23 protein-coding genes and 1 tRNA gene are annotated in these 26,290 nt (G+C 71.0%); 14 read left to right on the forward strand and 10 right to left on the reverse strand.

Annotated elements, in window-relative coordinates:
• Positions 1-637: 637 nt before the first annotated feature.
• Both FHX75_RS31025 and FHX75_RS27505 read left to right on the forward strand, forming a co-directional pair.
• Positions 638-1,507, forward strand: a complete 870-nt coding sequence (locus FHX75_RS31025) for a protein phosphatase 2C domain-containing protein (RefSeq protein ID WP_170285485.1) — start codon at positions 638-640, stop codon at positions 1,505-1,507.
• Positions 1,504-2,661, forward strand: coding sequence for a hypothetical protein (locus tag FHX75_RS27505; RefSeq protein ID WP_154943264.1), 1,158 nt, complete (start codon positions 1,504-1,506; stop codon positions 2,659-2,661). Before FHX75_RS31025 ends, FHX75_RS27505 begins: the two co-directional genes overlap by 4 nt.
• Here the strand turns inward: FHX75_RS27505 and FHX75_RS27510 are convergent.
• The 3 genes from FHX75_RS27510 to FHX75_RS27525 form a co-directional block, all read right to left on the reverse strand.
• Positions 2,635-4,383 carry a DUF4407 domain-containing protein gene (locus FHX75_RS27510; protein ID WP_154943265.1) on the reverse strand — a complete coding sequence of 583 codons (1,749 nt, stop codon included), beginning with the start codon at positions 4,381-4,383 and terminating at the stop codon, positions 2,635-2,637. The genes FHX75_RS27505 and FHX75_RS27510 overlap by 27 nt on opposite strands.
• Positions 4,359-6,335 carry a hypothetical protein gene (locus FHX75_RS27515; RefSeq protein ID WP_154943266.1) on the reverse strand — a complete coding sequence of 659 codons (1,977 nt, stop codon included), beginning with the start codon at positions 6,333-6,335 and terminating at the stop codon, positions 4,359-4,361. The genes FHX75_RS27510 and FHX75_RS27515 overlap by 25 nt, the downstream gene beginning before the upstream one ends.
• 956 nt (positions 6,336-7,291) lie before the next feature.
• Positions 7,292-8,407 carry a uroporphyrinogen-III synthase gene (locus FHX75_RS27525; RefSeq protein WP_154943267.1) on the reverse strand — a complete coding sequence of 372 codons (1,116 nt, stop codon included), beginning with the start codon at positions 8,405-8,407 and terminating at the stop codon, positions 7,292-7,294.
• Positions 8,408-8,628: 221 nt separating this feature from the next.
• Here FHX75_RS27525 and FHX75_RS27530 point away from each other — a divergent pair, with 221 nt between their 5' ends.
• From FHX75_RS27530 to FHX75_RS27560, 7 genes are all read left to right on the forward strand, one after another.
• Complete coding sequence (locus FHX75_RS27530) at positions 8,629-9,873, forward strand: CmpA/NrtA family ABC transporter substrate-binding protein (protein WP_154943268.1); 1,245 nt, start codon at positions 8,629-8,631, stop codon at positions 9,871-9,873.
• On the forward strand, positions 9,870-10,874 hold the full coding sequence (gene ntrB, locus FHX75_RS27535) for a nitrate ABC transporter permease (RefSeq protein WP_246158743.1): 1,005 nt from the start codon (positions 9,870-9,872) through the stop codon (positions 10,872-10,874). The genes FHX75_RS27530 and ntrB overlap by 4 nt, the downstream gene beginning before the upstream one ends.
• Positions 10,871-11,677, forward strand: a complete 807-nt coding sequence (locus FHX75_RS27540) for an ABC transporter ATP-binding protein (protein ID WP_154943269.1) — start codon at positions 10,871-10,873, stop codon at positions 11,675-11,677. Before ntrB ends, FHX75_RS27540 begins: the two co-directional genes overlap by 4 nt.
• Before the next feature lie 467 nt (positions 11,678-12,144).
• Positions 12,145-13,119 (forward strand): NADPH:quinone reductase, encoded by a 975-nt coding sequence (locus FHX75_RS27545; RefSeq protein ID WP_154943270.1) that lies wholly within the window; start codon positions 12,145-12,147, stop codon positions 13,117-13,119.
• A gap of 57 nt (positions 13,120-13,176) precedes the next feature.
• Positions 13,177-13,249 (forward strand) — tRNA-Lys (locus FHX75_RS27550).
• A 133-nt stretch (positions 13,250-13,382) separates the two neighbouring features.
• A complete protein-coding gene (locus tag FHX75_RS27555) occupies positions 13,383-13,985 on the forward strand; it encodes a hypothetical protein (protein WP_154943271.1) in 603 nt (200 codons plus the stop codon).
• Between the two features lie 95 nt (positions 13,986-14,080).
• On the forward strand, positions 14,081-14,743 hold the full coding sequence (locus FHX75_RS27560; protein WP_154943272.1) for a pentapeptide repeat-containing protein: 663 nt from the start codon (positions 14,081-14,083) through the stop codon (positions 14,741-14,743).
• A gap of 107 nt (positions 14,744-14,850) precedes the next feature.
• On the opposite strand, the gene FHX75_RS27565 is transcribed toward FHX75_RS27560, so the two are convergent.
• Positions 14,851-15,357 (reverse strand): HAD domain-containing protein, encoded by a 507-nt coding sequence (locus FHX75_RS27565; RefSeq protein WP_154943273.1) that lies wholly within the window; start codon positions 15,355-15,357, stop codon positions 14,851-14,853.
• A gap of 223 nt (positions 15,358-15,580) precedes the next feature.
• Positions 15,581-16,162: a TetR/AcrR family transcriptional regulator gene (locus FHX75_RS27570; RefSeq protein ID WP_211364618.1), complete on the reverse strand. Its 582-nt coding sequence runs from the start codon at positions 16,160-16,162 to the stop codon at positions 15,581-15,583.
• Between the two features lie 217 nt (positions 16,163-16,379).
• Here FHX75_RS27570 and FHX75_RS27575 point away from each other — a divergent pair, with 217 nt between their 5' ends.
• Positions 16,380-17,822: an MFS transporter gene (locus tag FHX75_RS27575; RefSeq protein ID WP_154943275.1), complete on the forward strand. Its 1,443-nt coding sequence runs from the start codon at positions 16,380-16,382 to the stop codon at positions 17,820-17,822.
• 131 nt (positions 17,823-17,953) lie between these two features.
• Entirely contained in the window at positions 17,954-18,673 is a 720-nt protein-coding gene (locus tag FHX75_RS27580; protein ID WP_154943276.1) for a Clp protease N-terminal domain-containing protein, read from the forward strand.
• 175 nt (positions 18,674-18,848) lie between these two features.
• Here FHX75_RS27580 and FHX75_RS27585 read toward each other — a convergent pair whose 3' ends face one another.
• Together FHX75_RS27585 and FHX75_RS27590 are read right to left on the reverse strand one after the other, a co-directional pair.
• Positions 18,849-19,370 (reverse strand): hypothetical protein, encoded by a 522-nt coding sequence (locus FHX75_RS27585; protein ID WP_088963631.1) that lies wholly within the window; start codon positions 19,368-19,370, stop codon positions 18,849-18,851.
• 113 nt (positions 19,371-19,483) lie between these two features.
• Positions 19,484-19,684, reverse strand: coding sequence for a DNA repair protein (locus FHX75_RS27590; RefSeq protein WP_154943277.1), 201 nt, complete (start codon positions 19,682-19,684; stop codon positions 19,484-19,486).
• Between the two features lie 221 nt (positions 19,685-19,905).
• On the opposite strand from FHX75_RS27590, the gene FHX75_RS27595 reads away from it, so the two are divergent.
• Entirely contained in the window at positions 19,906-20,568 is a 663-nt protein-coding gene (locus tag FHX75_RS27595; RefSeq protein WP_211364619.1) for a GNAT family N-acetyltransferase, read from the forward strand.
• Positions 20,569-20,918: 350 nt separating this feature from the next.
• On the forward strand, positions 20,919-21,275 hold the full coding sequence (locus FHX75_RS27600) for an STAS domain-containing protein (protein ID WP_154943279.1): 357 nt from the start codon (positions 20,919-20,921) through the stop codon (positions 21,273-21,275).
• A gap of 37 nt (positions 21,276-21,312) precedes the next feature.
• Here the strand turns inward: FHX75_RS27600 and FHX75_RS27605 are convergent, their stop codons facing one another.
• A complete protein-coding gene (locus tag FHX75_RS27605; protein WP_154943280.1) occupies positions 21,313-22,764 on the reverse strand; it encodes a glycoside hydrolase family 3 protein in 1,452 nt (483 codons plus the stop codon).
• A 153-nt stretch (positions 22,765-22,917) separates the two neighbouring features.
• Here FHX75_RS27605 and FHX75_RS27610 point away from each other — a divergent pair, with 153 nt between their 5' ends.
• Positions 22,918-24,093 (forward strand): ROK family transcriptional regulator, encoded by a 1,176-nt coding sequence (locus FHX75_RS27610; RefSeq protein ID WP_154943281.1) that lies wholly within the window; start codon positions 22,918-22,920, stop codon positions 24,091-24,093.
• 133 nt (positions 24,094-24,226) lie between these two features.
• On the opposite strand, the gene FHX75_RS27615 is transcribed toward FHX75_RS27610, so the two are convergent.
• Positions 24,227-25,240 (reverse strand): ABC transporter permease subunit, encoded by a 1,014-nt coding sequence (locus FHX75_RS27615; protein WP_154943282.1) that lies wholly within the window; start codon positions 25,238-25,240, stop codon positions 24,227-24,229.
• Positions 25,237-26,256 carry an ABC transporter ATP-binding protein gene (locus FHX75_RS27620; RefSeq protein ID WP_154943283.1) on the reverse strand — a complete coding sequence of 340 codons (1,020 nt, stop codon included), beginning with the start codon at positions 26,254-26,256 and terminating at the stop codon, positions 25,237-25,239. Before FHX75_RS27620 ends, FHX75_RS27615 begins: the two co-directional genes overlap by 4 nt.
• Positions 26,257-26,290: the final 34 nt, after the last annotated feature.

Consider the following 26,290-nt stretch of genomic DNA (forward strand, 5'->3'; position numbering starts at 1 on the left):
CGGTGTCGACGCCAGGCACGATGCTGGATCCCGACAGCCGGTGCAGATGGGGTCACCCTGGAATTCACCGCTGGCACCAAGGCCCGGCCAGGCACTTGTCCCCTACGGCGGCGGTCGACCGGGAGCGGAGGACCGCAACGCTTACCCGGAGGTGCCCGCCGAGCGCGAGGCGATGGACGCCCCGGTCTCCGCTGACCGCGACAGCCCCGCCCCGCCGGTGGCGAGCCGGGATCCCGCCGATTCCGCAGGGCCTACCGAAGGCCACCCTTCGACTGCGCAGACCTTCGGGTCTGCCCCGAACGTCCTGGATAAGGGCGTCCGGGCGTGCAGGCGCCCGGACGCCCCGGCCGCGGCGGAGCCGTCCGAGTTGGAGCACCCGCCGTCTCCGGAGAGCCGCGCCGAACAGGCGCTGCCGCGGCCACCCGCGGCGGATCAGGCGGACCACTACCTGGGCGCGCACCGAAGCGACGACGCGCCGGTTCGGAACGCCTCCCCTGAGCAGCCGCCTGCGGAGACCGACCGGCAGCGGCCCTGGTCAAGGCACCCCAACGAGCGGTGGATCGTCGGGGACGAGGGACGGCAACCCACCGTACGGGCTCGCGTACCGCACAGCTTTCGGTCCCCACCGCCCGACACGGTGATCGACGGAGCAGACATCGGGTCCATCACGTACCGGGCGGCGTCCGTTCGCGGGCTGAGCCATCAGGAACGGGGCGAGCCGCGACAGGACGCATACGTCGTCCGGTTCACTCGGGACCTGCACTGGCTGGTCGGCTGCATCGCGGATGGCGTCTCCTCCGCCAAACGCTCGCACGAGGCCGCAGCGGCGATCTGCGACCGCATCACCGACATTCTCGTGGACCATCTGATCGAGAACCCGCCGTCAGACCCGAGCGAGTGGGCTCAGGAGGCCCGGGCCATACCGTGGGATTGGGCGGTCGGGGCGGCGAACGGTGCAGTTGCCGACCTGGCCCGCCCCTATCTGGCAAAGGCTTCCAAGCGCCGCGGCGAACCGGACGACCTTGTGACACAGAAGGCGCCGGTGCCCCACGCACACGCCCGGACGATCATGTCCGCCACCGCCCTGGCTTTCGCGGTCGCGACCGAGCCCTCGTCGGACGGCACGTACCGGGCCATGCTGGCGAACGTCGCCGGCGACTCCGCCGCCTTTCTGCTGGAACGGGATCTCTGGATGCCGCTCACTCAGATCAAGAACGAGGGCGAGCATATTTTCTCCAGCACCGTGAAGTCCCTGCCCGATGACGCGCAGGTCGTACCCAAACCGCTCCATCTCCGGCCCGGCCAATCGTTGATCATGATGACCGATGGCCTAGGCGACCCCCTCGGCGGGGCCACTGGTTCGGTGAGCAGGTTCCTCGGCGTGAATTGGCGTACGCCGCCCGACCTGCTGGCGTTCGCGCAGCACCTAGCCTTCTACCGGAAGACCTTCACCGACGACCGAACCGCCGTCGCGATCTGGCCCGGACCTGCCCGGAGGACCCGATGACCGCACCCCTGGAGATGCACGTCGGGCAACTCGGCCAGACCCAGCAACTGGCGCGTGGGGGCACCGCCACCATTTACCTGGTACCAGACTTGCGACTGTCCGGATTCAACGGCGTGCGGTTCGTGTACAAGAAGTACAAGGAGGCCACGAAGCTAGGCGCCGGCCCGTCCCTGACCACCGGCCTGTCCAACTTCGTCCGTTTCCGGGACCGGCTACCCAGCACCCAGCGGGATGCCTGGGACGCCCGCATCATCTGGCCGGTCTCCGTCGTGCTGGACGAGAACGGCGCGGCCGACGGTGTCATCATGCGACTCATCCCCGACCAGTACTTCCACGACTTCACGAAGCGCGCCGGCGGGGTGAACCGGAAGCCACGCGAGATCGAGACACTCTTCGGCGACGACGAGACGGCGCTGCGGAAGGGGCTCACCAAGGTTGACCTGACCACCCGATTCCGGCTGATCAGGGCGATCGCCGCGGCGTACGGGATGATGCACAAGGAGAACGTCGTGGTCGGCGACATCTCCGGCCGAAACATCATCTACGACCCCGACCCGGCCCGCCCAACCATCATGGTGGTGGATGTCGACAGTGCCCGGATCAGGGGCAACCGGGCCGTGTTCGGGATGCAGCCCCACACACCGAACTGGCAGCCGCCGGAGGCGCTCGCGGCGAGCGCTGCGTTGATGCGGGCCACCAAAAGCAATCCACCGATGCCGGACGACGACCGGGACCGGCTACGCAACCGTTGGTCGATTCAGAGCACACAGACGGACGTCTACAAGTTCGCCCTGATGGTCGTCAGGATCCTGGACAACGGGCGCGGCGGCGCCGTCAACCGTGACCCGCACAAGGCGCGCCGGATCTTGAAGGCACAGGCAGGCGATGAGGCCGCGGACCTGCTGGACGCTAGCCTGGCCGAGAACGAGAAGCAGCGACCAACGATGCGGCAATGGTATGACCTACTCCAACAGCGCAGGGCCGGGCGGCACGGCAGACCCGCACCGCCGCGGCCCCGGCCGCAGGCGGCCGGACCGGCCACCGCCCAGCCGGACAACCAGTACCTGGCCAACGGACACCGCGTCGGCAAGTGGCAGTGGGTCGAGGGGCAGGGCTGGGTCCGCCAGTCACTCGGAGCGCGCCACAATCCGTAGCGCGGCACGGGCCTGAGAGAGTCTTCTCCGGGCCCGCTCCCCAAGTCGACGCGCGCCACTGCCGGGCGCAACCGCAGCGGGTCCCGACGTCCGGCCCTCGTCGGAACCTGTCCACGCCTTCTCCGGCTGCTGCGCCGTCGTCGTCTGCGGGTCCTGACGCCCACCCGGCGCTGCCCCGTTCCGATGCTGGTCAGCCCCGTTTCTGATCGGCTGACCACCGATGCCGGTCGACCGTGTGGCCCGCACGGGATCCTCTGGAGGCCAGGCCGACGTTCCGCGGGCGGAGTGGTAGATGGCGGATTGGCCGACGCTGGTGTCCGGCGGCTCCAGCGAGTGCGACGGATCTGGCGTCGTCTCCTCCAGCTCGGGCGGTGACTGCCGGGCGTCCGCCTGCTGAGACGCGGACGGAAGCGACGGGACATCGGACGACGGCGCCTGCTGCAGCCACCTCCGCAGGTCGTTGTCGGCCTGCTCGACCGCGAATTGCTGCCACGCCGCGAGCACCTTGGTCATCACCATGGTCTGCGCGTCCACCACGACCTGGTTGCTGGCGATCGCCGCGTCTGCTGTTCGCTGCAGCCGGTCCTGCTCGGCCTTCAGCTCCATAGCCCGCCGCTCCCGGTCCAGTTGCAGCAGGTGGTCGCTGTGCTCCCTGGTCACCTTGTCGTAGTCCGTCTCTGGCCCGACGAGCTGGAGCACCTTCATCAGCACGGGCAGCAGTTCCAGCGCCAGGAACAGCAGGAACAGCGTGATGTGGGCGGTGCGCAGGGTAGGCCGGTCAGCGGAGAGCTCGTCGAGGGCCTCCAGGCGCGCCAGCAGGCCGGTGTCCTTCTTCGAATCCGCCTCGTGTGCCTTCTTGTCCGCGTCGAGCTGGGCCTTCAGCGCGGCCAGGCGCTTCTGGTTCTGCTCCAGCCTGCCGCGAGCCGCAGCCGCCGCTTCCGACTGCGCCGTCTGCTGGGCCGCCTGCGCAGTGGCCCGGGCCGTGTCCAGCCGGCGGAGGACCTCGTCGCGGGTGCGCCTGGCCTCGGCCTGGATTCGCAGCTTTTCGTCGTAGGCGATGCCAGCGCCCGGGTTGCCGGAGCCGCACGTGCCCTCCTTCTCGCAGACCACATTCTTCTGCGCCTGCTCGAACCGGGCCTGCGCCGCGTCGTACTGCTTGCGCACCTCGACCACCGCCGGATCCATCTCGACGTTGAGGGCGACGCCACCGGCAACGATCTTCTCGTCGTCCGCGACGCTTTTCTCCAAGGCCGGTATTGACGCGTAGTCCGGGTTGTTCGCGGTGTTGCGGTTGTACTCGGCGATCCGTTCTGCGTGCAGGACGCCCAGCTCCGTCTTGATTTCGGGCCCGAAGATCTGCAGCACCACCGGCGTCGAGATGACCGCGCCCAGCACGAGCGCCAGCATCACCCGAGGCACCGCCATGACAGCGGTCATCCACTTGTTCTTCTGCCGCATCATCTGCACGACGAGGAGCCGGTCCAGGTTGAAGATGATGAAGCCCCAGACCACGCCGACCATCACGGCCAGCGCGATCGGCATCCGCAACGCCATGTGTACGGCCATGGCGGCGGACGCGGCCGCCACCAGGGCGGTCGACACGATCACGCCACCCATGGCGGCGTACCGCAGTTCGTCCGCCGGTGTCGTCTGCAGGAGGCTCCGCTGGCCGCCGGCGACGGCCGCGAGTGCTCGTTTCAGGCCCATGGCTTCCTCAACCATCTCGGCCGTCGATGCTCCGGCCGCTCAAGGCGCGCGGTGATCCAGCGTGTCAAATCGATCGGAAAGGTGGCGTGGTGTATCACTGTCTGGAACGAGCGCTGACGACGAAACAATGCCGTGGCCACCCGCCGCTCGGCGGTCTGCGGCGCGGCCGGGTCGAACGGCACGACCGGCGGAAACGCCCGGCCCGGATCGACGCGCAACCGGCTCTGGACTCGGTCCAGCAGGTCCCGTAGCTCGTCGGCGCGCCACACCGCCGGGTCCAACGGCGGGGACGGCACCGGCAGCTGGGCGAGCCGCGGCAGTTCGGCGACGTGTACCCAGCTCGTCGAGGCCGTGTCCTCGCCAACCTGATTCGCCGCCCTGACTCCGAAGCAGCCGGGGCGGGTGGCCACCAGCTGGGCGACGCCGTCGTCCAGCTCACCGGACTTGGCCGTAAAGCTGGTTCCGTCCGGTCCGATGACCATCAACTCGTCGGCGTATCGGCTACGCCACCGCACGGTGACCGGCGATCCAACTGGTACGGCGGAAGGGCTGGCCTGGACCTGCTCGAGCACCGGCGGCCCCTGCAACTTCGCGGCGCGAGCGGCCAGGAAGTCCCGCCACTCGTCGGCGCGCGGCAGTTGGTCGGGGACGTTGGAACGAGCCCGCTGCAACAGGGCCCGCCCCGTAGCGTCGAGGACTGGTGGGGAGTCCTGTTCGGACCCGACCGCAGGGCGGGTGACGCAGCGGTCGACAAAGCGCCCGAGCCAGATCAGGTCGGGCACCTGCCAGTGCGGGTCCGCAGACTCGCGCAGGCGGACCGCGTCACAGTCGGCGAGCAACACAGCGGGCGCGGGCCGCAAGGTGTAGAGCGCCGATTCCAACGCTCGCTCGCCGAGGACAATCCCGTACGAATGGGCGAGGTCGACCGCGTCCGCCAGGGCAGCGCAGAGCCGTGCCCGGCGGACGCCGTCGGCGGCGGGTACGTCGACCGGCTGCGCGGGCGACGCCGTCCCGTCCAGGTACAGCGCGGTCATCGCCCGGGGCACCCGCTCGTGGTCCTCGTCGTCGACGAACAGCGGCCGAACGTCGGGAGCCACGAACCCGACGGGAGTTACCGGGTCGTCGCCCACGACGAGCCGCAGCGGCCAGAGCATCCGGTCCGCGAGGTGGTCGACGCGGCCGGGCAGTACCGGGCTGTTCCGCAGCGACACCAAACTCAGCAGCGGCGCGAACGGGTGGTCGTCAGCATCCTCGGTGTTGCGGAACCTGCGGTAAACGAGCGGCTCCAGCGACTGCAGGGCGGCCGTCGTGACGATTTCGACGAGCTCGCTTTCCGCAGTCGTTCCGTAGTGCTTACCCAGGGTGAGGTCGCGTTCTGCGACCACCCACTGGGCGTACCGCAACCGGGAGACGCCATGCGCCACCGACTGCCGGGCCATCGCCGCCACTGTGCGGGCCACCGCCGCGACGTCCTCGGGGGACCGCAGCGTCGCGACTTCCACATCGTCGTGCCCGCCGGCCAGCTCGTTCAGGATGCCGTCGTCGGGTGGCTGGAGGCCGATGATCAGTACGGTCGGCGACCAGTCCTGCTCCTCGTCAGTACGCAGGCTTCTCGTGAGCAGCGCATCGAGCGCCGCCGCTCGATCCAAGGGCGTGTCGCGAGAAGCGCCGGAGGTGAGTACGGCGACGATCGGCGAGCGCACCTCAGCGACGTCAGCCTCCAGCAGCGCCATGTCGCCGCCGATGCGCCGACGTAGCGCGCGGAACGCGGCGGCGATCTCGGGCTCCTCGAGGGTGGTGCTGAGCTGCGGCACACGAGTGGCCTGGTGCATCTGCTGCAGCTGCATCAGGGTCATGGTCTGCTCAGTGTTGTCGTACAGTTCGATGCCCCAGCGCACGGAGTAGGCCAGGAGGATGTCCTGGGTGATTTCGTCGGCGAGGTGCCCGAACAGCAGGTCCGCCAACATCCGGCGGTGGTCTTGCACCCGTACGGAGGCGTCGCATAGCAGGTACAGCGGTTGCAGTGTTTCCTGTGCGAATGCTTGAGTCACCAACACCCCAGGTATCCGAGCCTCTGACCCCCGTCGGCGGTCTCGGGTGAAGCTCGATCTTTCCCGCCCGCGCGGCAGCGTCTACCCAGCGAGAGTAAGCGCCGGTTAGCAGGTGTCACAGTGGCCGGGCGGCCAGGACAAGATTGTCTAGTTCGGACTTTGGGCACCTTCCGTACCGTGACGACTCGGGCGATCGGCCATCACGAGGTATGACAAATCGGCCGCCGCTCCGCTCAAGTCGGTGGCATCGTTTGGGGTAGGTGAGCCCAATCGGGGGGAGCCCACTCAGCCAGCCCGGCCACGACATCGGTTGGTGCTGCTGCCACCCATGCCCTAGTCGTGTGTGGCCGGTTCGCGGACGACCTATCGATCAGCGCGTGCGACTGGAGCGCCACGTCCACGGGCGCTTGGGCGTCCATGCCAGGCGGGTGCTCGGTGGGTGCTCCGGCGCGATGGACGGGTCAGCATGTGGTGGACTGGGCGGGATGCTGTCCGGGTGAGGTCTGGGCTTGACCGCGAACAGATGGACCCAGGGGACGTGGCTGGACATGGAGACTTGACCACAGATCAACTCTTAATCCGCGGGTTCGGGGTTCGAGTCCCTGGCGGCGCACCAGCAATTATCTGGGCATCCACCCCTCACGGGTGGGTGCCCAGATGTCGTTTCCGGGTGAGTGACCCGCTCGACGGGCAGGGCGCAGGTGTCGAGCGGGGCGCCGATGGCGACGGGGCGCTGCCGAGTTTCATGGCTGTGGCGTTCGCCTCGATGATGTGGGTGTTGGCGGAGGCGCGGTCGTCGTCGCAGGCGGCGGCGAGCGCGCAGACGAGGTGCAGGGCTGTCGTTCCAGATCTCGGCAATGGACGGACTGCGCTCAGTCCACGATGAGGCGGTAGCCCCGGCCGATCTCGGTGGCCACGAGCCAGCCGTAATCTCCAAGTTCCGCCCGCAGGCGCCATACGGCCTGGTCGACGCCGAAGCGTCCGGCGCGGTGGGACATGGGTACGAACCGTTCGATGGTGCTGCGGGACAGCGTGTAACCCGGGTAGCCGGCGAGGGTGCGCATGAGCATCGCCGGCCGCGGTCCGAGCCGGATGGTCGTACCGTTGACCAGCACGGCGTCGCCCTGCACCGTGAACCGATGACCGCGAGCCTGGAACTGCCGGCGGCGCGCCACCAGTACCTCCACGAGGCGGCGGGCGAGTTCGTCGGGGCTGCCGTCGGCCGCCCAGGAGACCGGTATGTCCCGGGAGCGGAAGAACGAGGCCGACTCCGCGTGGGTGGTCGCGACCGCGACGTCCGTCGCCAGCGCACGCAGCAGCAGGTACCCGCGACCGGCCCGGCTCGTGAAGTCGACCAGCGCGCTCGCTCCGGCGGCGGTGGCGAACGTGACCGCGTGCACCTCGCGCTGGATGACCATCTGCGCGAGCCGGTTCAGCGGTGCCAGGCCGACTGGTCGAGCCGAGCCACGGGTCGGCACGACCATCACCTCGATGCCGTGCGTGCGGAGTCTGTCTATTGATCGCGCCGGCAGCGCTTCGTCGGTCGTCACCGCGACCCGGCGGCTCAGCGGGTCGCGGCCGAGCAGCCAGGTCACCGCCTCGCCGAGGTCGCCGGTCGACGACACCCAGTCGTGGGTGAAGCCGGTCTCCACCAGTGAGGCGCTGACCGACTCGTTCATCGACAGGATGCTCGCGGAGCTGAGCCCGGACCGGAGCGGATCCGCCAGTCCCCATGCTGCCGCCGCGGACAGCCACCGTGTCCATCCCGCTGCGGTGGTGGCGAGGACATGATCGACCGGAGCCTGGATGAGCCGCCGGGTGGCGATGCGCAATCTCGCGTCCCGGTAGCCGGGCACGGTACGCAACACCGGTAGGTCAACGATCACCGCCCCGTGTTGACGTAGCAGCGCCGCGACATGTTGCAGGCCGCTGTCGGTAACGACCACCGTATATCCTGTCAACGTCGGGCCAGCTCCGGTCGACGTCATGCGGGGAGTCTGGGGGCGGTGCGTTTCTGGTACGTTGCCGGCCGTACAGCAAATGGTGAGCCGTTTCTCCCATCGAAGCTCTTCGTGGCATGATGTCTCTGACACATCCGCTCGTCGGATTCATTAACCGCGGCGCAACAAATGCCTTGTGCACCTTGCCTCACGCGGAGTTGATGGCTCGGCAATGCCCATGATTTCCGGCGACCCTACGGTCTCGGGCCATGACCACCTCCCTGAACCGCCGCGGCTTTCTTCGCCTCACCGGATCTGCTGCCGCCGTGGCGGCTGCCGGTAGCATCCTGACCGCGTGCGCTGTCGATGAAAACCCCGGCCAGTCCGCTGGCGCCGCCGGGAAGAACCTGCGCAAGGTCAAACTCGGATTCATCGCGCTCACCGACTGCGCGCCATTGATCGCGGCCAAGCAGCTCGGCTACTTCGCCGAGCGTGGCCTGGACGTCGAACTGATCAAGCAGGCGTCGTGGCCGGCGACCCGGGACAACCTCCTGAGCGGCGAGATCGACGGCGGGCACGTCCTGTTCAGCATGCCGCTGTCGGTCGCGATGGGCATCGGCGGAAAGGCCGGCACGACCGACCTCAAGATCGCCATGGTGCTGAACAACAACGGCCAGGCCATCACGCTGAAGAAGGCGTACGCCGGGGCCGGTTACGGTGACCTCGGTGCGGCGAAGGAGCTCCTCGAGAAGGAGAAGCCCAAGCTGGCCATGACCTTCCCGGGCGGCACCCACGACACATGGCTGCGCTACTGGCTCAAGGCCACCAAGGCCGACACCTCCAACATCCAGGTCTCGGCCGTTCCGCCACCGCAGATGGTGTCCAACATGGCCGCCAACAACCAGGACGGGTACTGCGTGGGCGAGCCGTGGGGTGCGGTGGCGGTCCAGAAGGACATCGGGTTCACCCACATCACCACTCAGGACATCTGGCAGCACCACCCGGAGAAGGCGCTGGTGGTGGGAGCCAAGCTCACCAATGACCAGGACACGTTGGCCGACATCATGAAGGCCACGCTCAAGGCCGCCAGGTGGCTGGACGACCTCGCCAACCGCGACAAGCTGGCCGACATGCTGGCGCCGGTGGGCTACGTCAACGCGCCGGCCGCCAACATCAAGGGCCGACTGCTCGGCCAGTACGACCTCGGCGCCGGCCTCGGCACCAGGACCTATGCCGGCGATCAGATGATGTTCTTCCGGGACGGCGAGACGTCGCTCCCACGACGCTCCCATGTGTACTGGTTCCTTGCCCAGTACCAGCGCTTCGGCCTCGTCAAGGAAACTCCGGACTACGCCAAGCTCGCCGACGAACTCATCCTGCACGACCTTTATGCGAAGGTCGCCGCCGCCGAGGGCATCAAGATTCCGGACGACGACATGGCACCCTTCCACATCAAATTGGACAACGTCATGTTTGACCCGAAGAACGTCGCGGACGAGGCCAGGCGGCCATGACCTCGGGCGACGCAGCACCGAGCGCCGTCGCGCCGGCCGCGAACCACTCGAGTGGTCCCACGCTGACGTCAGTCGCCCAGGCCGACGGGGCAGGCGAGGGAATCGGCGCGCCGGCGACGCCAGCCGCCGGAAACGGATCGCGGTCGGCGGCCCCGACCGCAGACATCGACGTTGCCGGCCACCGTGGCCCGGCGACACCCTCCTGGCTGACTGCGTTGGGCAGTCGACTGGCCAGCTTCGTGGTGGCCGCCCTCTGGGCCGTGGTCGGTCTCGCGGTGTTCGTGGCGCTGTGGCAGTTCGCGACCCTTGGCTCAACCGCGGTGCCGGGTCCGCTCGACAGCGCCCGGACCCTCGGCGACCTGCTCAGCCGGCCGTTCTTCAACACCACCAATGACAAGGGCATCGGCCTGCACCTGTACGTCTCGCTTAGGCGGGTGTTCCTGGGATTCGGCCTGGCCGCGCTGGTCGGCATCACGCTCGGGCTGATCATGGGCGCGGTCCGACCCGTCTGGTCCGCGCTCAACCCGCTCGTGCAGGTGCTCCGTCCGGTGTCGCCACTGGCCTGGTTCCCGATCTGGCTCTACATCATCGAGGAACCGGCACAGTCGGCGGTCATCGTCATCTTCATCACCGCGCTGTGGCCTACTCTGATCAACACTGCGGCGGGTGCCGGGGCCATCCCCCGCGACCAGCGCAACGTGGCACTGGTCTTCAAGTTCCGACCGCTGGCGTACCTGTGGCACGTGCTGATACCCAACGCGCTGCCATCCATCATCACCGGCCTGCGGCTGTCCATGGGCATCGGCTGGATGGTCATCGTCGCGGTCGAGATGCTCCAGGGCAACTCGGGCATCGGTTACTTCGTCTGGAACTCGTACAACGCCCTGGAACTCGACAAGGTGGTCGCGGCCATCGTGCTCATCGGTGTGGTCGGGCTCGTCCTCGACGCGATCCTGCTCATGCTCTCCCGGTGGGTCACTCCTGAGGAGGTACACGGATGACCATCGCCATCAACGGCGTCCGCAAGTCGTTCCGGCGCCGGGGGCACGCGCCGCAGGAGGTGCTGCGCGGCGTCGACCTGACCATCGACAGCGGCGAGTTCGTCTCCTTCATCGGGCACTCCGGCTGCGGAAAGTCGACCCTGCTCAACATCGTCGGCGGGCTGGTCAAGGCGGACAGCGGCACGGTGCAGATCGAAGGGCAGCCGGTCACCGGGCCGGGGCCCGACCGCGCGATGGTGTTCCAGAACTACTCGCTGCTGCCGTGGCTGAGCCTGCGGCAGAACGTCCGGGTTGCGGTGCAGGAGTCCCGCCCGGACTGGAAGCGGGCCCGGGTCGACGAGATGGTCGAGCGGTACCTGACCGCGGTATCGCTGTGGGAGCACCGCAACAAGCGGCCGGGGCAGGTCTCCGGCGGCATGGCCCAGCGGGCGGCGGTGGCCCGGGCGTTCGCGGTTGCGCCTCGAACACTGTTGCTCGACGAGCCGTTCGGTGCCCTGGACGCGCTGACCCGCTCCCGGTTGCAGCAGCAACTCGTCGACCTCTGGGACAGCGAGTCGGAGACCGAGACCGTGTTGATGGTGACGCACGGTCTGGACGAGGCGATCCTGCTCGCCGACCGGATCGTGGTAATGGCCAACCTGCCCTACCCGTCGGTGCGCACCACCATCGACGTACCGATCCCCCGGCCACGCAACCGTACGACGATCGTGCACCACCCCGTCTACGACGGCATCCAGAAGCAACTCGTGGATCTCCTCATCGCGGACAACGACGTGGAGCTTGCCGAGGCTGCGGTGGCCTGAGCGCAACCGACGACACCTCCCGCCGGATCTTGGAGGCTTGCGGGAACACTCCGTGAGAATCCAAGGTCCGGCGAGGTGCGGCCGGGTTGTATACCGCCACGAGGCAGGCCCGCCGCGCGGTGCCTCCGCTACGGCGTTTCCAGCCCACGGCGTCAGGCCACTTCAACGGCGTTCCAGAAGAGCTGTCGGGGTACTCCCCGGGTGCTCGCCCGCCATGGACGAATGTGCGGCTGACGGGGGTAGCTGGACACGATCGTCGCACGACCTGGGACTGATTCTCAGCGCGTGAACTGATCAAACCTGAAGGGGCAGCCCGGGACGGTCGAACGGTAACTCTTAATCCGCGGGTTCGGGGTTCGAGTCCCTGGCGGCGCACCAGCAGTAGAAGGCTCTGGCCTGGTGGTTCTCCACCTGGCCGAAGCCTTTTTCGTGGTCGTGGCGACGGCTGGGTCGTCGATGATGAAGGCATGCGAGCCGCCTACATCGAGCGCCCGGGGCCGGCCACGGACATCCGGTACGGCGAGCTGCCGGCACCTCGTCCCGGCCCGACCGACATCCTGGTCGACGTCATCGCCACCACCGTCAACCCCGTCGACACCTTCGTACGCTCGGGGGCGTTCCCCACCCTGCTGCCGCTGCCCTTCGTGGTCGGCCGTGATCTCACCGGCCGGGTCGCGGAGGTGGGCCCGGGCGCCGCCGGCTTCCGCGTCGGAGAGGTGGTCTGGTGCAACAGCCTCGGGTACGGCGGCCGGCAGGGCAGCGCCGCCGAGCAGGCCGTGGTGCCGGTCGACCGGCTCTACCGGTTGCCCGGCGTGGTCGACCCGGCGATCGCCGTGGCCATGCTCCACCCGGTCGCCACGGCGTACCTGGCATTGTTCGTCCACGGCCGGCTCCGGCCCGGCGAGACCGTGGTGGTGGCGGGCGGCGCCGGCAACGTCGGCGCCGCGCTCGTGGCGCTCGCCGCCACCGCCGGTGCCCGGGTCGTGGCCACCGCGTCGCCGGGCGATGCCGACTTCTGTCAGCGGAACGGCGCCGCCGACGTGCTCGACTACCGCGCCCCCGACCTGGTCGAGCGGCTGAGGTCGGCCTGCCCAGAGGGTGTCGACCTGTATCTCGACACCGCGGGCCGGAACGAGTTGGCGTGGACGATCGACCTGCTCGCCGTGCGCGGGCGGGTCGTGGTGCTCGCCGGCGGCGACACCCGGCCGGTGCTGCCGGTCGGCGCGCTCTACCGCAACGACCGGGCCGTCATCGGCTTCGTGATCTCCCACGCCACCACCGCCGAGCTGGCCGCGGCCGCGGCCCTGGTGAACCGGATGCTGGCCACCGGGCGGGTGGCCCCACGGGAGGTCGTGCCGCTGCCGTTGTCGGCGGTCGGCGAGGCGCACGGCCTGCTGGAGCGGGGCGAGCTCCGGGGACGGCGGGTGGTTATCCGCCCGTAGCGGGTGCTCGCGGCGGGCCCGGTCGGGGGTGCTAACGTTTCTCCCCGTTGTCAGCGAGCGCCGCTAGCTCAACTGGCAGAGCAGCGGACTCTTAATCCGCGGGTTCGGGGTTCGAGTCCCTGGCGGCGCACCGTGCAACACAGGCTCTGGCCTGGTGGTCATCCACCAGGCCAGAGCCTTTTCGTGTCTTCCCAAAGCCGATCTTGGCTCTGGTCATCTCCCGGGGCAGGGCAATCTGTGGATCATGCGGGAAGATCCGTGCCGTGGATGTCCCCGAGCTTCTTCGTCGAGCTGCCGGTCGCGTGCCCGTGGGTGCGACGGGTGAGGCTGGCACGACAGTGGCCGATGCGACCGAGTACCTCGACCATGACGAGTGGGAGGTCGCGCTGGACATCCTCGTGGAGCTCGGCGACGCGTACGCGTCCGAGAGCGCCTACTGGGATCTCCTCGCGGAGGCTGCCCGGCTGCTGTGGCTTTCCAGGACCGAGCGGTGGTGTCACTGGCGTCGGGCCGAAGTCGCTCGCGGGTTGATTCGGGTGGACCTTCAGCTCGTGGAGCCGGGCGTCCTCGGCGCCAGACGTACTCCGATCCCCGGTGAGGGACACTCGCGGCCCTTGTGGGACATCGGCGATGTGACGGCGGCGGGCCACCCGGACCTCTATGTCGCCCGGATCTGGGTCGAGTCGCAGCCGGATCTTCTGCCCGGCGGGAGAGGGGTGGTACGTCTGGCTCCGCTGAGCCCTCAGCGGTGGCAGCGTCTGTCGGCCGGCTACGTGATCACGATGCACGAGCAGAAGCCGGTGGCTGGGATCGCCACCGTCATCGAGACGGTGTTCCCGGTGATCAAGGGTCATGACGGAGGGTGATGGGGATGGCTGACGCTTGTGTATGGCTTCAGAAATCAACCAGGGGCTGTCCGTCATGTGCGTGCCCACCCCGCGTCCGCACAGGTTGAGGAAACATGCGCACCACGACAGTCGGCGACGTGAGGATCCTGCTGCCGGACCTCGACCCGGACGACCTCGACAGGGTGACCGAACTGGCCGATGGCCTCACCGAGGCTTCCGTCGACGGCGCATCGTGGCGCGGTGTGCAGCTGGAGGACTACCGCATCCGGGGCAGCCGGATCACCGGTGGCGACCTCAGCGAGAGCACCTGGGAAGCCGGCGGCCTCTACGGCTGCGAGATCACCCGCACCGACTTCTCCGGGGCGACCCTGGTCGGGATGACGATCGAACGGTGCGCGATCACCGGTTCACGGTTCACCGGTACCAGGCTCACCGACGTGCGACTCAAGGACGCCCTGTTCGACGACTGCCGCTTCGACTACGCGACCTTCCAGCGCGTCACCGCCGCCGGCTCGGTCGCCTTCACCGACTGCACCCTCACCCACGGCACCTGGTCCACCTGCCGCCTTCCGGGCATCGCGCTGCGGTCCTGCGACCTCGCCGACTTGGAGCTGAACTCCTGCCAACTCGCCGGCAGTGACCTGCGAGGCAGCCGCCTCCACGGGCTCAGGACGCCACTCGACAACCTCTCCGGCGTCACCCTCGCCGAGGGCCAGCTTCCTGACCTCACCCGGTTGGCCGTGGACGCCCTGGGCCTGACCGTGCGCACCGACTGACGTCAGGCAGCACCGTGGCCGCTGACGCCGTCCCGACCGGCAGCCCGAACCGGAGCTGCCTCGTCTGCGTGCGAGGCAGCTCCGGTTCGGGCAAGAGGCATGTGGCATCACACCTGCTCGACGAGCCAGTCCCGGATGGCGGTGAAGTCGCGTTCGGTGAGGCCCTGCCGGGGGTCGACCCGATGGAGCAGCGCCGGGCCGGGATGATGGGCAGCCACCCAGACCAGATCGACAGGGGAGATCTCGTCGTCGACCCACACGAAGGGACGCCCCTGCGCCCACTGGACCAGGCCGCGAGTCTTCCAGTGCAGGGCGTCGTCCTCGTCCGAGTCGGCCCAGTCCACCACCGGCAGCGCCGGCAGTCCGAGCCGCGGCGCGAGTACGTCGTTCGCGTCGCTCATCCACGTCGTCGCCCACACGAGCTCACACGGCAGGGCGGACAGCAGGCGGCCGTGTTCCGGCTTGACCCTGTGCAGCAACGGATGGGCGTCGTCCGCCTGGATCTGTACGTCAGTGTGGTCGCGCGGCATCTCCGGCGGTGCCGCCGGTGGCGTTCCGAACGGGATGAGGGTGCCGTCCACGTCAAGGAACAGCAGCGGACGGGAGGCGGACATGGGCCAGAGGTTAGCCGTCATCCCGTTACCGAGAACGTCCGCGCGCTGCGTGTTCTGGGCTCTGCCAACGCCGGCTGCGGACGCTGTATCGGTGTGGTTGGGGGCGGGGTTCCGGCCGCAGCGCGCCGACGGCGGGCGTCATGTTGGCCCGTCCCCTTTTGCCGCGCGAGGACGCGCCAGCAAGGCATGCAAAAGGGCTTATTAGCCCTAGAAATGGAGCGTGTCAGCGCGGCGTGGCCGGCGGGCGTAGTCCGTCGAGGGCGACGCCCAGCACCCGTTCGCGCTGCTCCGGCTCGGGAAACTGGGCCATGGTGAGCCCGCTGAGCAGCCGGACCACGTCGTCGAAGCTGATGTCGGCGCGGACCGCCCCGGAGGCCTGGGCGCGGCGCATCAGCGGCTCGCCCGCGGTGTAGATCTCCGTCCGGCAACTCCGGAAGACCTCGGAGTCGCGCAGCAGCTCCTCGGCCAGGGCCCGCTTGGTGGCGACGTAGCCGACGAACCGGTGCAGCCAGGCGACGAGCGCTTCCCACGGGGGCAGGTCGGCCAGGTCGGTCGCGGAGCGACTCAGTGCCCGGACCTCCTCGACGTAGACGGCTTCGAACAGGGCCTGCCGGGTGGGGAAGTTCCGGTAGAGGGTGCCGATGCCCACCCCGGCGCGCCGGGCCACCTCTTCGAGCGAGGCGGACGCTCCGTTCTCGGCGAAGGCCTCGCGGGCGGCCGTGATCAGCGACTCGTAGTTGCGCCGGGCGTCGGCCCGCTTCGGTCGCCGTGCGAAGACGTCGGGCGTCTGTCCCGCGCTGGCCATGACGTGCGTCACCTCACCTCGGTTGCAACCGGAGGCAACCCTCCGCTAGCTTAGTGGAGGCATCCCTCCGGAACTGTCCGGAGCCATGCCTCCGCTTAGCTTACCTCCCCGGGCACCCCGCGCCGATCCCGCCGAACAGGCGACCGGCGCCGCCCCGAAGCCAGACGAGCCCACCTGCCCGTCGTCCCCTCCGTACGCGGAATTGGAGTTTCCCCGCATGACAGAGACCGTCCGTCGCGGCTCCCGCCGGCTCACCTTCCTCGTCCTGGCGGCCGGCACCGGGTTCTTCGCGATGCTCCAGTCGCTGATCACCCCGGTGCTGCCGACCATCCAGCACGACCTGCACACGTCACAGAACACCGTCACCTGGGTGCTGACGGCCTACCTGCTCTCCGCGTCCATCTTCACGCCGATCCTGGGCCGGGTCGGCGACATGGTGGGCAAGGAACGGATGCTCGTCGTCTCCCTCGGCGCGCTCGCCCTCGGCTGCCTGCTGGCCGCCGTCGCGCCGAGCATCGGCGTGCTCATCGTCGCCCGGATCGTCCAGGGCGTCGGCGGCGCCGTCTTCCCGCTGTCGTTCGGGATCATCCGCGACGAGTTCCCCGCCGCGCGGGTCTCCTCCGCAGTGGCCGCCATCTCGGCGATCGTCGCGGCCGGCGGCGGCCTGGGGGTCGTGCTCGCCGGTCCGATCGTCGGTGCCCTCGACTACCGGTGGCTGTTCTGGATCCCGATGGTCGTCGTCGGGCTGACCGCCGTCGCCGCGTACTTCGTCGTGCCGCAGTCGCCGGTGCGTACCCCCGGCCGCATCGACTGGCGGGCCACCCTGCTGCTGTCCGGCTGGCTGGTCGCCCTGCTGCTGCCGATCAGCAAGGGCGCCGCCTGGGGCTGGACCTCGGCTCGGGTGGTCGGCCTGCTGGCGCTCGCCGCGGTGCTGCTGTCCGGTTGGCTGGTCGCCGAGATCCGCTCCAGCAATCCGCTGATCGACATGCGGATGATGCGTCTGCCCGGAGTCTGGACGACCAACCTGGTCGCCCTGCTCTACGGCGCGTCGATGTTCTCCGTCTACGCGTTCCTGCCGCAGTTCGTGCAGACCCCGACGGTGGCCGGCTACGGCTTCGGCGCGAGCGTCACCCAGGCCGGCCTGCTGATGCTGCCCATGCTGGTCGGCATGTTCGTCGCCGGCCTCCTCGCCGGCCGGCTGGAGTCGCGCTTCAGCGCCAAGGCGCAGCTTGCCACCGGCGCGGCCTTCAACGTGCTCGCCTCCGCGATGCTGACGGTCGCCCACGACACCCGCTGGGAGATCGGGGTGGCCGGCGCCCTCGTCGGTCTCGGCATCGGGCTGGCCTTCGCCTCGATGGCGAACCTCATCGTCGGCAACGTCCCGGCCGGGCAGACCGGGGTGGCGACCGGCATGAACGCCAACATCCGCACCATCGGCGGCGCCGTCGGCGCGGCCGTGGTCAGCGGTGTGATCACCGCCCACCCGCAGGCGAACGGGCTGCCCCGGGAGGCCGGCTTCACCCTGGGCTTCCTGGTCCTCACCGGGCTGGCCCTGGCGGCCGCGGTGGCGGCGCTGGCCGTCCCGTCCGGGCGGCGCGCGTCGGCCGACCGCCGGCCGGCCCCCGTGCCGGAGCTGGCGACGGTCCCCGCGGGCCGGTGATCCGCCCGGCGCACGCTCGGCCGCGCGCCCCCGTCCGGAACGGGGGCGCGCGGCCTTCCCGTTCCGGTGGACGGGCGGTAGATCGTCAACTTGTCGTTGACGACGAGGCTCCGTCAACCTATGGTTGACGCATGACGGATCCCATCCAGATGAGCAACCCGGTACGCCTCGACGACCTCATCCAGGCCATCAAGAAGGCCCATCCCGACGCGCTCGACCAGCTCAGCGACGCGGTCATCGCGGCCGACCACCTGGGCGAGCTGGCCGACCACCTGATCGGCCACTTCGTGGACCAGGCCCGGCGCTCCGGCGCCTCGTGGACCGAAATCGGCAAGAGCATGGGGGTCAGCAAGCAGGCCGCCCAGAAGCGCTCCGCCGCGAAGGTCGACGCGGCCGCCGCCCTCGACCCGAGCGCCGGCTTCGGCCGCTTCACCCCGCGGGCCCGCAACGTCGTGATGGCCTCGCAGAACGAGGCCCGGGCCACCGGGCACGCGGAGATCCGCGCCGAGCACCTGGTGCTGGGGCTGCTGGCCGAGCCGGAAGCGCTGGCCGCCAAGGCGATCGTCGGGAAGGGCGTATCGCTGGACGCCGTGCGGCAGGCGGCGACGGCGGCGCTCCCGCCCCCCGCCGACCAGGTGCCCGACCTGATCCCGTACGACGCGCAGGGCAAGAAGGCCCTGGAACTGACCTTCCGGGAGGCGCTGCGCCTCGGGCACAACTACATCGGCACCGAGCACATCCTGCTCGCCCTGCTGGAGTTGGAGGACGGCTCTGGCGTGCTCTCCGGGCTGGGACTGGGCAAGGCCGGTGTCGAGGAACGGATCATGGCCGCCCTGGCGCTGTACCGGTGACCCTCGCGGGGGACGCGATGTCCCCCGCATCGGGGAGTTCCCGCCCTCCGGATGTCGGCAGAGTCCCAGGTGGACCGTCCCGCCGTCGCGCCCGGCCGGCGCGTGGGGCGGTGACGGTCCGTCGGTGGCCGGGGCGCGGCACGGGGGGACGCCCCGGCCATCGACGGGTACGGGGTCAGGCGACGGCGACGGGGAAGCCGTAGCGGGCGGCGTGCTCCGGGTCGGTCGGGTCGACCTGCCGGATGCCGGCGTCGGCGAGGCGCTTGTTCACCTCGTCCAGTTGCTCGCGGACCAGTCGGGCCTCCTCCTCGGTGACCCGGCCGCGGTGCGGTCGGCCGGCGTGCTCGATGGTGCCGTAGTCGATCTTTTCCGCGCTCTTGCGCGCCTTGGGCGGGCGTACCCGCTCGGCGGTGCGCAGCAGTTGGGCCATCGGTACGTCGGTGGCCATCGCATCGAACTCGCTGGCGGTCAGCACCACCCGGCGCGGCTCGCCGCCGCCGTGCCGGTCGTGGATCTCCACCACCGCCACGTCCAGCGCCGCGTCGTCGATGCTCTCCACCTCGATCGGGGTGGCGTCCAGCTGCACGGGCCCGGCCACCAGGTCAGGGTGCTCCAGCACGACGACCTTGACCACCTCGTCGTCGGCCCGCAGTACCGTGCCACTGAAGTCGGAGACGTGGATCGTCTTCTTGCCCATGCGCGGAGCTTCTCCTGTCGTAGGCCGAGTTTCGGACCACAAGACGCTACCCGACAGGTGTGCGAAAGCCCCGGCTGGACGCCCCGGGTGTGTCGCCGCTTTCTCCGGCGCGGTCAGCGGGCGGTGAGGCCCCGGCGGGAGGAGACGCCCGCGGGAAGGCTGTTGAGGTCGCCCCAGGAGAGCGCGGCGTTCACCCCGCGCCCGGTCCGCGCCTCCCGGTACGGCGGTTGGGCCGGAAATCGCCCGGCGGCCTCGGCCGCCCGCCAGATCCTCGCGGTGTCCTGCTGGTACCGGTCATTCGGCTGATTCGGCATGACCATTACCGTCCCAAAAGAAGTTGTACATGTATGGAAATGAATATGACGCTCGATCGATGTCTCAGGTTCCCGGGCATCGGCCTCGCTCGGTACGTCTACCCGGGCGGCCGGGCCGTCAACCGGCCCGCGTCGAGCGCAACGGGAGGTCGGCCCGGTCTGCGCGGCGTACGGTGATCACGACGAGGTGGTCGTACCCGAGCGGGCGAGGGAGGTGTCCGGTGCTCGACCGCCGGCTCTACCTGCACCTGGTCACCTGGCTGGGCCAGTGGCCGGCCGGCCCCGGCCTGCACGTCGTCGGCTCCCGCCGGCGCGGGCGACCGTCCTGGGACGGGCGGCTGCGACCGGCGATCGCCGTCCAGGCCGCCGGCAGCACCGTGCTCTCGGTGCCGCCGGAGCGGGTGCTGGCGATCCGCGCGCTGGCCCGCGGGCCGGAGGCCGAGCTGCTCGCGGCGCTGCCCGCCGCCGTCGGCCAACCGGACTGGATGCTGGCCGACGACGTCTTCCGGTGGTGCCTGGACCCGGCCCCGCTACCCGAGGTGGGGCACTGGGTCCCGCCGACCGACCCGGCGTTCCCTCCCTGGCTGCGGCTGTTCGACCGGGAGGTGCTGGTGGTCCGGGACACCGACGGCGGCTACCTCGCCGGTGTCGGGATCAAGCGACACGACCTGCACGGACACGAGCTGGCGGTGGGGACGACGCCGGCCGCGCGCGGCCGCGGCCTGGCCCGCCGGCTGGTCGCCCAGGCCGCCCGGCGGGTGCTCGACGAGGGTGCGGTCCCGACGTACCGGCACGACCCGGCCAACGTCGCCTCGGCCCGGGTGGCGGACGCGGCCGGCTTCCCGGACCGGGGCTGGCGATCGTACGGCGTCTATCCCCGGTGACCGCGCTGACCGCGCCGCGCGGCGTCGTGGTGGCAGGGCGCGGACCGTGGATTCCGGGCCGAATCCACGGTCCGCAGCCTTTCCCCCAGGCCCTCCGTGTGCCGGCGTACCCGCCGACCGGTCCCGTTGATGGTGACGCTACGTACGGATCGGCTCGTGAGCAAGAGGTAACCGACCGTTTCGGCGTGTCCGGTAGTGGACTTGAGCTGCGGCAAGAGCCGTCGACCCGGTGGGCGGCGACGGTGACGGAGCGTGCGGGAGGTGCGGGCGGCGGACCGCGACCCGGGCTGTGGCGCCGCCCGGCGGGTATCGTCGTGCCGCGACGGCGGCAGCTCGGCGAGGAGCGGGACATGCGGGTGGACAGGCGGCACGAGGACGGCGGGCGGATCGTCCTGCGGCCCGTCGGCGACCTGGACATCGCCACCGCCGCCGTGGTGCAGGACGCCCTGGACGCCGCCCTCGACCTGCCGGACACGGTGGAGCTGGTCGTGGACCTCACCGAGGTGCCCTTCCTGGACTCGACCGGGGTCGCCGCCCTGCTGCGCGGGGCCGCCGAGGCCGTCGGTCGGGGCGCCAGCCTCCGGGTCGTCGACCCGCAGCCGGTGGTGGCCCGGGTGCTGCGGATCACCGGCGTCGACAGCCTGGTCGGGCTCGCGCCCCGGCACCGGAGGCCGTCCGCCGTCGACCCCGACGCCCCCGCCGCCTAGAACCCCCGTTGACCGGCCGCAGCGCCGCGAACGGGCCTCAGCCGATCAGCCCCAGCGCCTCCGCCGCCGCCCGGCCGTTGGCGTGGCTCGCCCCGTAGGTGGTGACGAAGGCGCGTACGCCGGTCGGCCGCCAGCGCCCCGGCCAGCCCATCTCGACCACCGTCACCGGGTACACGGCGGCCAGCGCGTCGACCAGCGCGGCGCCGCCGGGCAGCCGGTGCAGGTGCCGCCCGACCAGCACGATCGGCCGGCCGTCGGCGAGCCGCCCCAGCGCGGCGGCATCCGCTTCGTGGGCGACGACGCGTACCTCCTCCAGGCCGTCCAGGTGCGGGCCCAGACCCCACGGCACCCGCCCCTCGGCCATGGTGGCGGTGGCGTGCAGCTGCACCACCAGCGGCCGGGCCAACCCGTCGACCTCGCCCTCGACGCGGACCGCGCGGCGCGCGGCGGCGTACCCGAGGTCGGTGGGGGTGGCCGGCGGGATGCCGGCGGCCCGGGTCCAGGCGGCGAGCGCGGCGGTGCGGCCGGCCGCCTCCTCGACCCGGGCGCGGTCCAGCCGGCCGTCGCCGATCGCCGCGACGATCTCGCCGGCCACGTGCTCGACCAGCGCGGCGTCGACCTTCGCGCCGATGCAGAGCAGGTCCGCGCCGGCGGCCAGCGCACGCACGGCGGCCGGCCCGACGCCGCCGGCGGCCAGCGCGGCGCCCTGCATCTCCAGCGCGTCGGTGATCACCGTGCCGGTGAAGCCGTACTCGCCGCGGAGCAGGTCGACCAGGACGGCCCGGCTGAACGTGGCCGGCCCGTCCCCGGTGAGCGCCGGCACCCGGATGTGGGCGGTCATCACGGCCCGGGCGCCCGCCTCGACGACCGCCGCGAACGGCGGCAGGTCCCGCTCGCGCAGCAGGGCCGGGGACACGTCCACGGTGGGCAGCTCGTGATGCGAGTCGGCCACGGTGGCGCCGTGCCCGGGGAAGTGCTTGGCGCAGGCGGCGACCCCGACCGACTGGAGACCCTCGACGGCGGCGGCGGAGTGGGCGGCGACCCGGGCCGGGTCGGCGCCGAACGACCGGGTGCCGATCACCGGGTTCTCGTCGGCGGTGTTGACGTCGACGGTCGGGGCCAGGTTGACGGTGATGCCGAGGGCGGCCAGCTCGGCGCCGATGGCCGCGTAGACCCGGCCGGTGAGCGCGGTGTCGTCGACCGCGCCGAGCGCCGCGTTGCCCGGGTACGGGCTGCCGGTGGCGTGCGCCAGCCGGGTGACGTCGCCGCCCTCCTCGTCGATGGCGATCAGCACGTCCGGCCGGCCGGCGCGCAGCGCGAGGGTGCTCGCGGCCACCTGCGCGGGATCGTGGACGTTGGTGCCGAACAGGGTGTGCCCGGCCAGCCCCTCGGCGACCAGGTCGACGGCCCACTCCGGCGGCACCGGCCCCGGGTACGCGGCGAGCAGCGTGCCGAGCGCGAGCCGGCGCAGGCCTGGATCCAGCCCCACGTGTCTTTCCCCCTTCGGTGCCGGACGGCACGAGTGTCGCACCGGGAGCGGTCGGTCGTCCGAGTTCCCGGGTGCGGGGTGGCCGATACGCTACGGGCACCCGCCCGCAGGTCGATTCGGTTGGCGAAGTTTACGGAAACTAGAGGACGTGGCATGAGTGCGACCCGGCTGCCCGGCACACCCCGCCTGTTGCGGGCGCTCAACGACCGAGCGGCACTGGAACTGCTGCTCGAACGGGGCCCGCTGACCCGGGCCCGGCTCGGCGAGCTGACCGGCCTGTCCAAGGTCACCGCCTCGCAGCTGGTCGAGCGGCTGGAGGAGCGCGGGCTGGTCACCCGGGTCGGTGAGCAGGCCGGCGGGCGGGGCCCGAACGCCCAGCTCTACGCGGTACGCCCGGGCAGCGCGCACGTGGTCGGCGTGGACGTCGGCGCGGAGCGGGTGGTGGCGGCCTGCGCCGACATCACCGGAGCCGTCATCGGCCGGGTGGAGCAGTCCACCCGGGACACCGACGACCCGGTCGGCGTGGTGCACAACGCGGTGGTGCGGGCGGCGAGCAGCGCCGGCGCGGAGCTGTCCAGCGTGCGACGGGTGGTGCTGGGCACCCCCGGCCTGGTGGACCCGGGCACCGGCGACATCACCTTCGCCTTCAACCTGCCGCGCTGGCACCGGGGCCTGCTCGCCGCGCTCCGCGAGGACCTGCACACCCCGGTGGTCTTCGAGAACGACGTCAACCTGGCCGCCGTCGCCGAGGCGCAGTCCGGCGCGGCCCAGGGCCTGGCGGACTTCGTGCTGGTCTGGGTGGGCGCCGGCGTCGGTCTGGCGATCATGCTGGGCGGGCGGCTGCACCACGGCAGCAGCGGCGCGGCCGGTGAGATCGGCTACCTGCCGGTGCCCGGGGTGCCGATCCCGCGCGACGTCTCCCGCCGGGCCAAGCCGGCGTTCCAGCAGCTCGCCGGGGCGGACGCGGTCCGCGCGGTGGCCCGTGAGCACGGCTTCGACGGCGGCTGCGCGGCCGACGTGGTGCGCGACGCCGTCGCCGCCGGTACGGCCGGCGCCCCGATGCTCGACGAGCTGGCCCGGCGGCTGGCCCTCGGCGTGGCCAGCACCTGCGTGGTGCTGGACCCGCCGCTGGTGGTGCTCGCCGGCGAGGTCGGGCAGGCCGGCGGGGCGGCGCTGGCCGAGCGGGTGCAGCAGGAGGTCGCCGCGATCACGCTGGTGCGGCCCCGGGTGGTGCCGACCGGGCTGACCGAGGAGCCGATCCTGCGCGGCGCGCTGCGTACGGCGCTCGACGCCGTCCGGGACGAGGTCTTCGGGTCGACGGTCGGCTGACGCCCGTCGCCGTACGCCACCCGTCATGTGAAGGAATTCTTCACCACCGGCCTGCCTGCAGCAAGATCCCGCCGGGGCGGGCCGGTGGGCCGGGCCGTGCCGGGGCGGTCGCCCGCCCCGGCACGACGGCCGGTCAGATCAGGTCGCGCCGGCGGAACACCGCGAACGCGGCGGCCGTCACCGCGCCGGCGAGGGCCAGCAGCACCAGCAGCGCCGGGGCCCAGGTGATCGTGTACGTGCCGTCGCAGAAGCCGAAGCCCGACGCGTTCCGGCAGACGTGGTCGTCATAGAACTCCACCTGGCCGGCGAGCCAGGCCGCGATGTAGGAGGAGAGCATCAGCTGGTCCGGGCGGGCCACGTCGAGGATCTCGAACACCAGCCGCGCGCCCAGCTCCCAGACCACCGCGTAGGCGGCCACCGCGCCGAGCGCCGCCGAGGTGTGCCGGCCCAGCGTGGCGATGCCGAAGCCCAGCGCGGTGGCGAGCAGCACCAGCACCAGGCCGCGCCCGTAGCGGCCGCCCAGGTCCTGCCAGAACGCCCCGTCCAGCCGGCCCGGCAGCCCGGCCGTCTGGGCGATCGTCCAGAACGTGCCGAGGTAGACCACCGTCGCCACCACCGACAGCAGCGCCACCACCCCGAGCAGCGTGCCCAGCTTCGCGCCGAGCACGGTGAGCCGGCGCGGCCGCCACAGCAGCAGGTTCACCACCCCGCCGGAGTTCAGGTCGGCGCCGATGTACGAGGCCCCGACCAGGAAACCGAACAGCACCAGGAAGGCGATCAGGAAGTACAGCAGCGGACCCGCCTGCTGGCCGAAGACGAAGACGCCGCTGAGGAAGTCGGCGACCACCGGCACCTCGTCCCGCAGCACCGGGTCCACCTCGCTGCAGTCTGCCGGCAGGTACCTGTCCTCGTCGACCGGCAGCTCGCCCGCCTTGACCTTCAGGCAGTACTCGTGGTCGGCCTCCATGCCGCGGATCACCTGGGCGAGCTGCGCCTCCGCCGCGGCGACCTCGCTCGCCGACGGCTGGTGCGACCCGACCAGGGTGGTGGCCGCGGTGATGGCGAAGGCCAAAGCCAGCAGCACCAGCATCAGCTGGACGAAACGGCGGGCGGCGAGCCGCTCCACCTCGGCGCGGACGAGGTTCATGCCGACACCTCCCGGTCGGCGGTCACGTCGAGGTCGATCATGGGTGCGTCGGGTCCCTCCCCGGGCAGGGCGGCCTCGCCCACCTGCCGCGGCAGTGTCGGATGTGGTGCGGTGCCGGTCAGTTCCAGGAAGACGCTCTCCAGGTCGGGGCGGATCGGGGTCAGCTCGCGTACCCAGACCCCCTGCTCGCCCAGCGTGCGGGAGATCAGCTCGGGCTCCTCCGCGCCGGCGACCACCAGCAGCCCGTCGTGGTCGGTGACCGACAGGCCGGCCGCCGCCAGCAGCTCGGCCGCTCGGGCCGGTTCGGCCACCCGGACCTGCCACTCGTGCTGGTCGTAGCCGGCCAGCACCTCCTCGACCCGGCCCGCCGCCACCCGGCGTCCCCGCGAGATGATCGTGACGTGGTCGCAGATCAGCTGGATCTCGGCCAGGATGTGGCTGGAGACCAGCACCGTCACCCCCGCGTCGGCCAGCGACCGCATCAGGTCCCGCATCTCGCGGATGCCCCCCGGGTCCAGCCCGTTCGCCGGCTCGTCGAGGATCAGCAGCTCGGGATCCTTGAGCAGGGCGGAGGCCACGGCCAGCCGCTGCCGCATGCCCAGCGAGTAGCCCTTCACCCGGTCGTGGCCCCGGTCGCGCAGCCCGACCTGCTCCAGCACCTCGTCGACCCGGCCGGTCGGCACCCCGCCGGCCAGTGCCAGCAGCCGCAGCGTGCGGTGACCGGTGAAGTTGCCGAAGAACTGCGGGCTCTCCACGATCGCGCCGACCCGGCCGGCCACCCGGGCCAGCTTCTCCGGCGCGGGGGAGCCGAGCACGCTCATCCGGCCGCCGTCGGCGCTCACCAGGCCCAGCAGAGCACGCAGGGTGGTGGTCTTGCCGGAGCCGTTCGGGCCGAGGAAGCCGTGCACCTGCCCGGCCTCCACCAGCATGTCGAAGCCGTCGACCGCGACCCGCCGCCCCTGCCGCAGGGTGTGGAACGTCTTGCGCAGCCCCTCGATCTCGATGACGGCGCTCATCGGCGCTGCTCCTGACCTCGATCGGGCATGGCAC

The organism is Micromonospora palomenae, assembly GCF_007829925.1.
Lineage (GTDB): Bacteria > Actinomycetota > Actinomycetes > Mycobacteriales > Micromonosporaceae > Micromonospora > Micromonospora purpureochromogenes.

Excerpts from the sequence above, each read along its gene's own strand:
- FHX75_RS27610 (WP_154943281.1), top strand. The coding sequence starts at position 22,918 with ATGAGTGCGACCCGGCTGCCCGGCACACCCCGCCTGTTGCGGGCGCTC.
- FHX75_RS27615 (WP_154943282.1), bottom strand. The coding sequence starts at position 25,240 with ATGAACCTCGTCCGCGCCGAGGTGGAGCGGCTCGCCGCCCGCCGTTTC.
- FHX75_RS27565 (WP_154943273.1), bottom strand. The coding sequence starts at position 15,357 with ATGTCCGCCTCCCGTCCGCTGCTGTTCCTTGACGTGGACGGCACCCTC.
- FHX75_RS27525 (WP_154943267.1), bottom strand. The coding sequence starts at position 8,407 with ATGACGTCGACCGGAGCTGGCCCGACGTTGACAGGATATACGGTGGTC.
- FHX75_RS27545 (WP_154943270.1), top strand. The coding sequence starts at position 12,145 with ATGCGAGCCGCCTACATCGAGCGCCCGGGGCCGGCCACGGACATCCGG.
- ntrB (WP_246158743.1), top strand. The coding sequence starts at position 9,870 with ATGACCTCGGGCGACGCAGCACCGAGCGCCGTCGCGCCGGCCGCGAAC.
- FHX75_RS27515 (WP_154943266.1), bottom strand. The coding sequence starts at position 6,335 with ATGTTGGCGGACCTGCTGTTCGGGCACCTCGCCGACGAAATCACCCAG.
- FHX75_RS27560 (WP_154943272.1), top strand. The coding sequence starts at position 14,081 with ATGCGCACCACGACAGTCGGCGACGTGAGGATCCTGCTGCCGGACCTC.
- FHX75_RS27510 (WP_154943265.1), bottom strand. The coding sequence starts at position 4,383 with ATGGTTGAGGAAGCCATGGGCCTGAAACGAGCACTCGCGGCCGTCGCC.
- FHX75_RS27530 (WP_154943268.1), top strand. The coding sequence starts at position 8,629 with ATGACCACCTCCCTGAACCGCCGCGGCTTTCTTCGCCTCACCGGATCT.
- FHX75_RS27505 (WP_154943264.1), top strand. The coding sequence starts at position 1,504 with ATGACCGCACCCCTGGAGATGCACGTCGGGCAACTCGGCCAGACCCAG.
- FHX75_RS27540 (WP_154943269.1), top strand. The coding sequence starts at position 10,871 with ATGACCATCGCCATCAACGGCGTCCGCAAGTCGTTCCGGCGCCGGGGG.
- FHX75_RS27585 (WP_088963631.1), bottom strand. The coding sequence starts at position 19,370 with ATGGGCAAGAAGACGATCCACGTCTCCGACTTCAGTGGCACGGTACTG.
- FHX75_RS27575 (WP_154943275.1), top strand. The coding sequence starts at position 16,380 with ATGACAGAGACCGTCCGTCGCGGCTCCCGCCGGCTCACCTTCCTCGTC.
- FHX75_RS27600 (WP_154943279.1), top strand. The coding sequence starts at position 20,919 with ATGCGGGTGGACAGGCGGCACGAGGACGGCGGGCGGATCGTCCTGCGG.
- FHX75_RS27590 (WP_154943277.1), bottom strand. The coding sequence starts at position 19,684 with ATGCCGAATCAGCCGAATGACCGGTACCAGCAGGACACCGCGAGGATC.
- FHX75_RS27580 (WP_154943276.1), top strand. The coding sequence starts at position 17,954 with ATGACGGATCCCATCCAGATGAGCAACCCGGTACGCCTCGACGACCTC.
- FHX75_RS27570 (WP_211364618.1), bottom strand. The coding sequence starts at position 16,162 with ATGGCCAGCGCGGGACAGACGCCCGACGTCTTCGCACGGCGACCGAAG.
- FHX75_RS27620 (WP_154943283.1), bottom strand. The coding sequence starts at position 26,256 with ATGAGCGCCGTCATCGAGATCGAGGGGCTGCGCAAGACGTTCCACACC.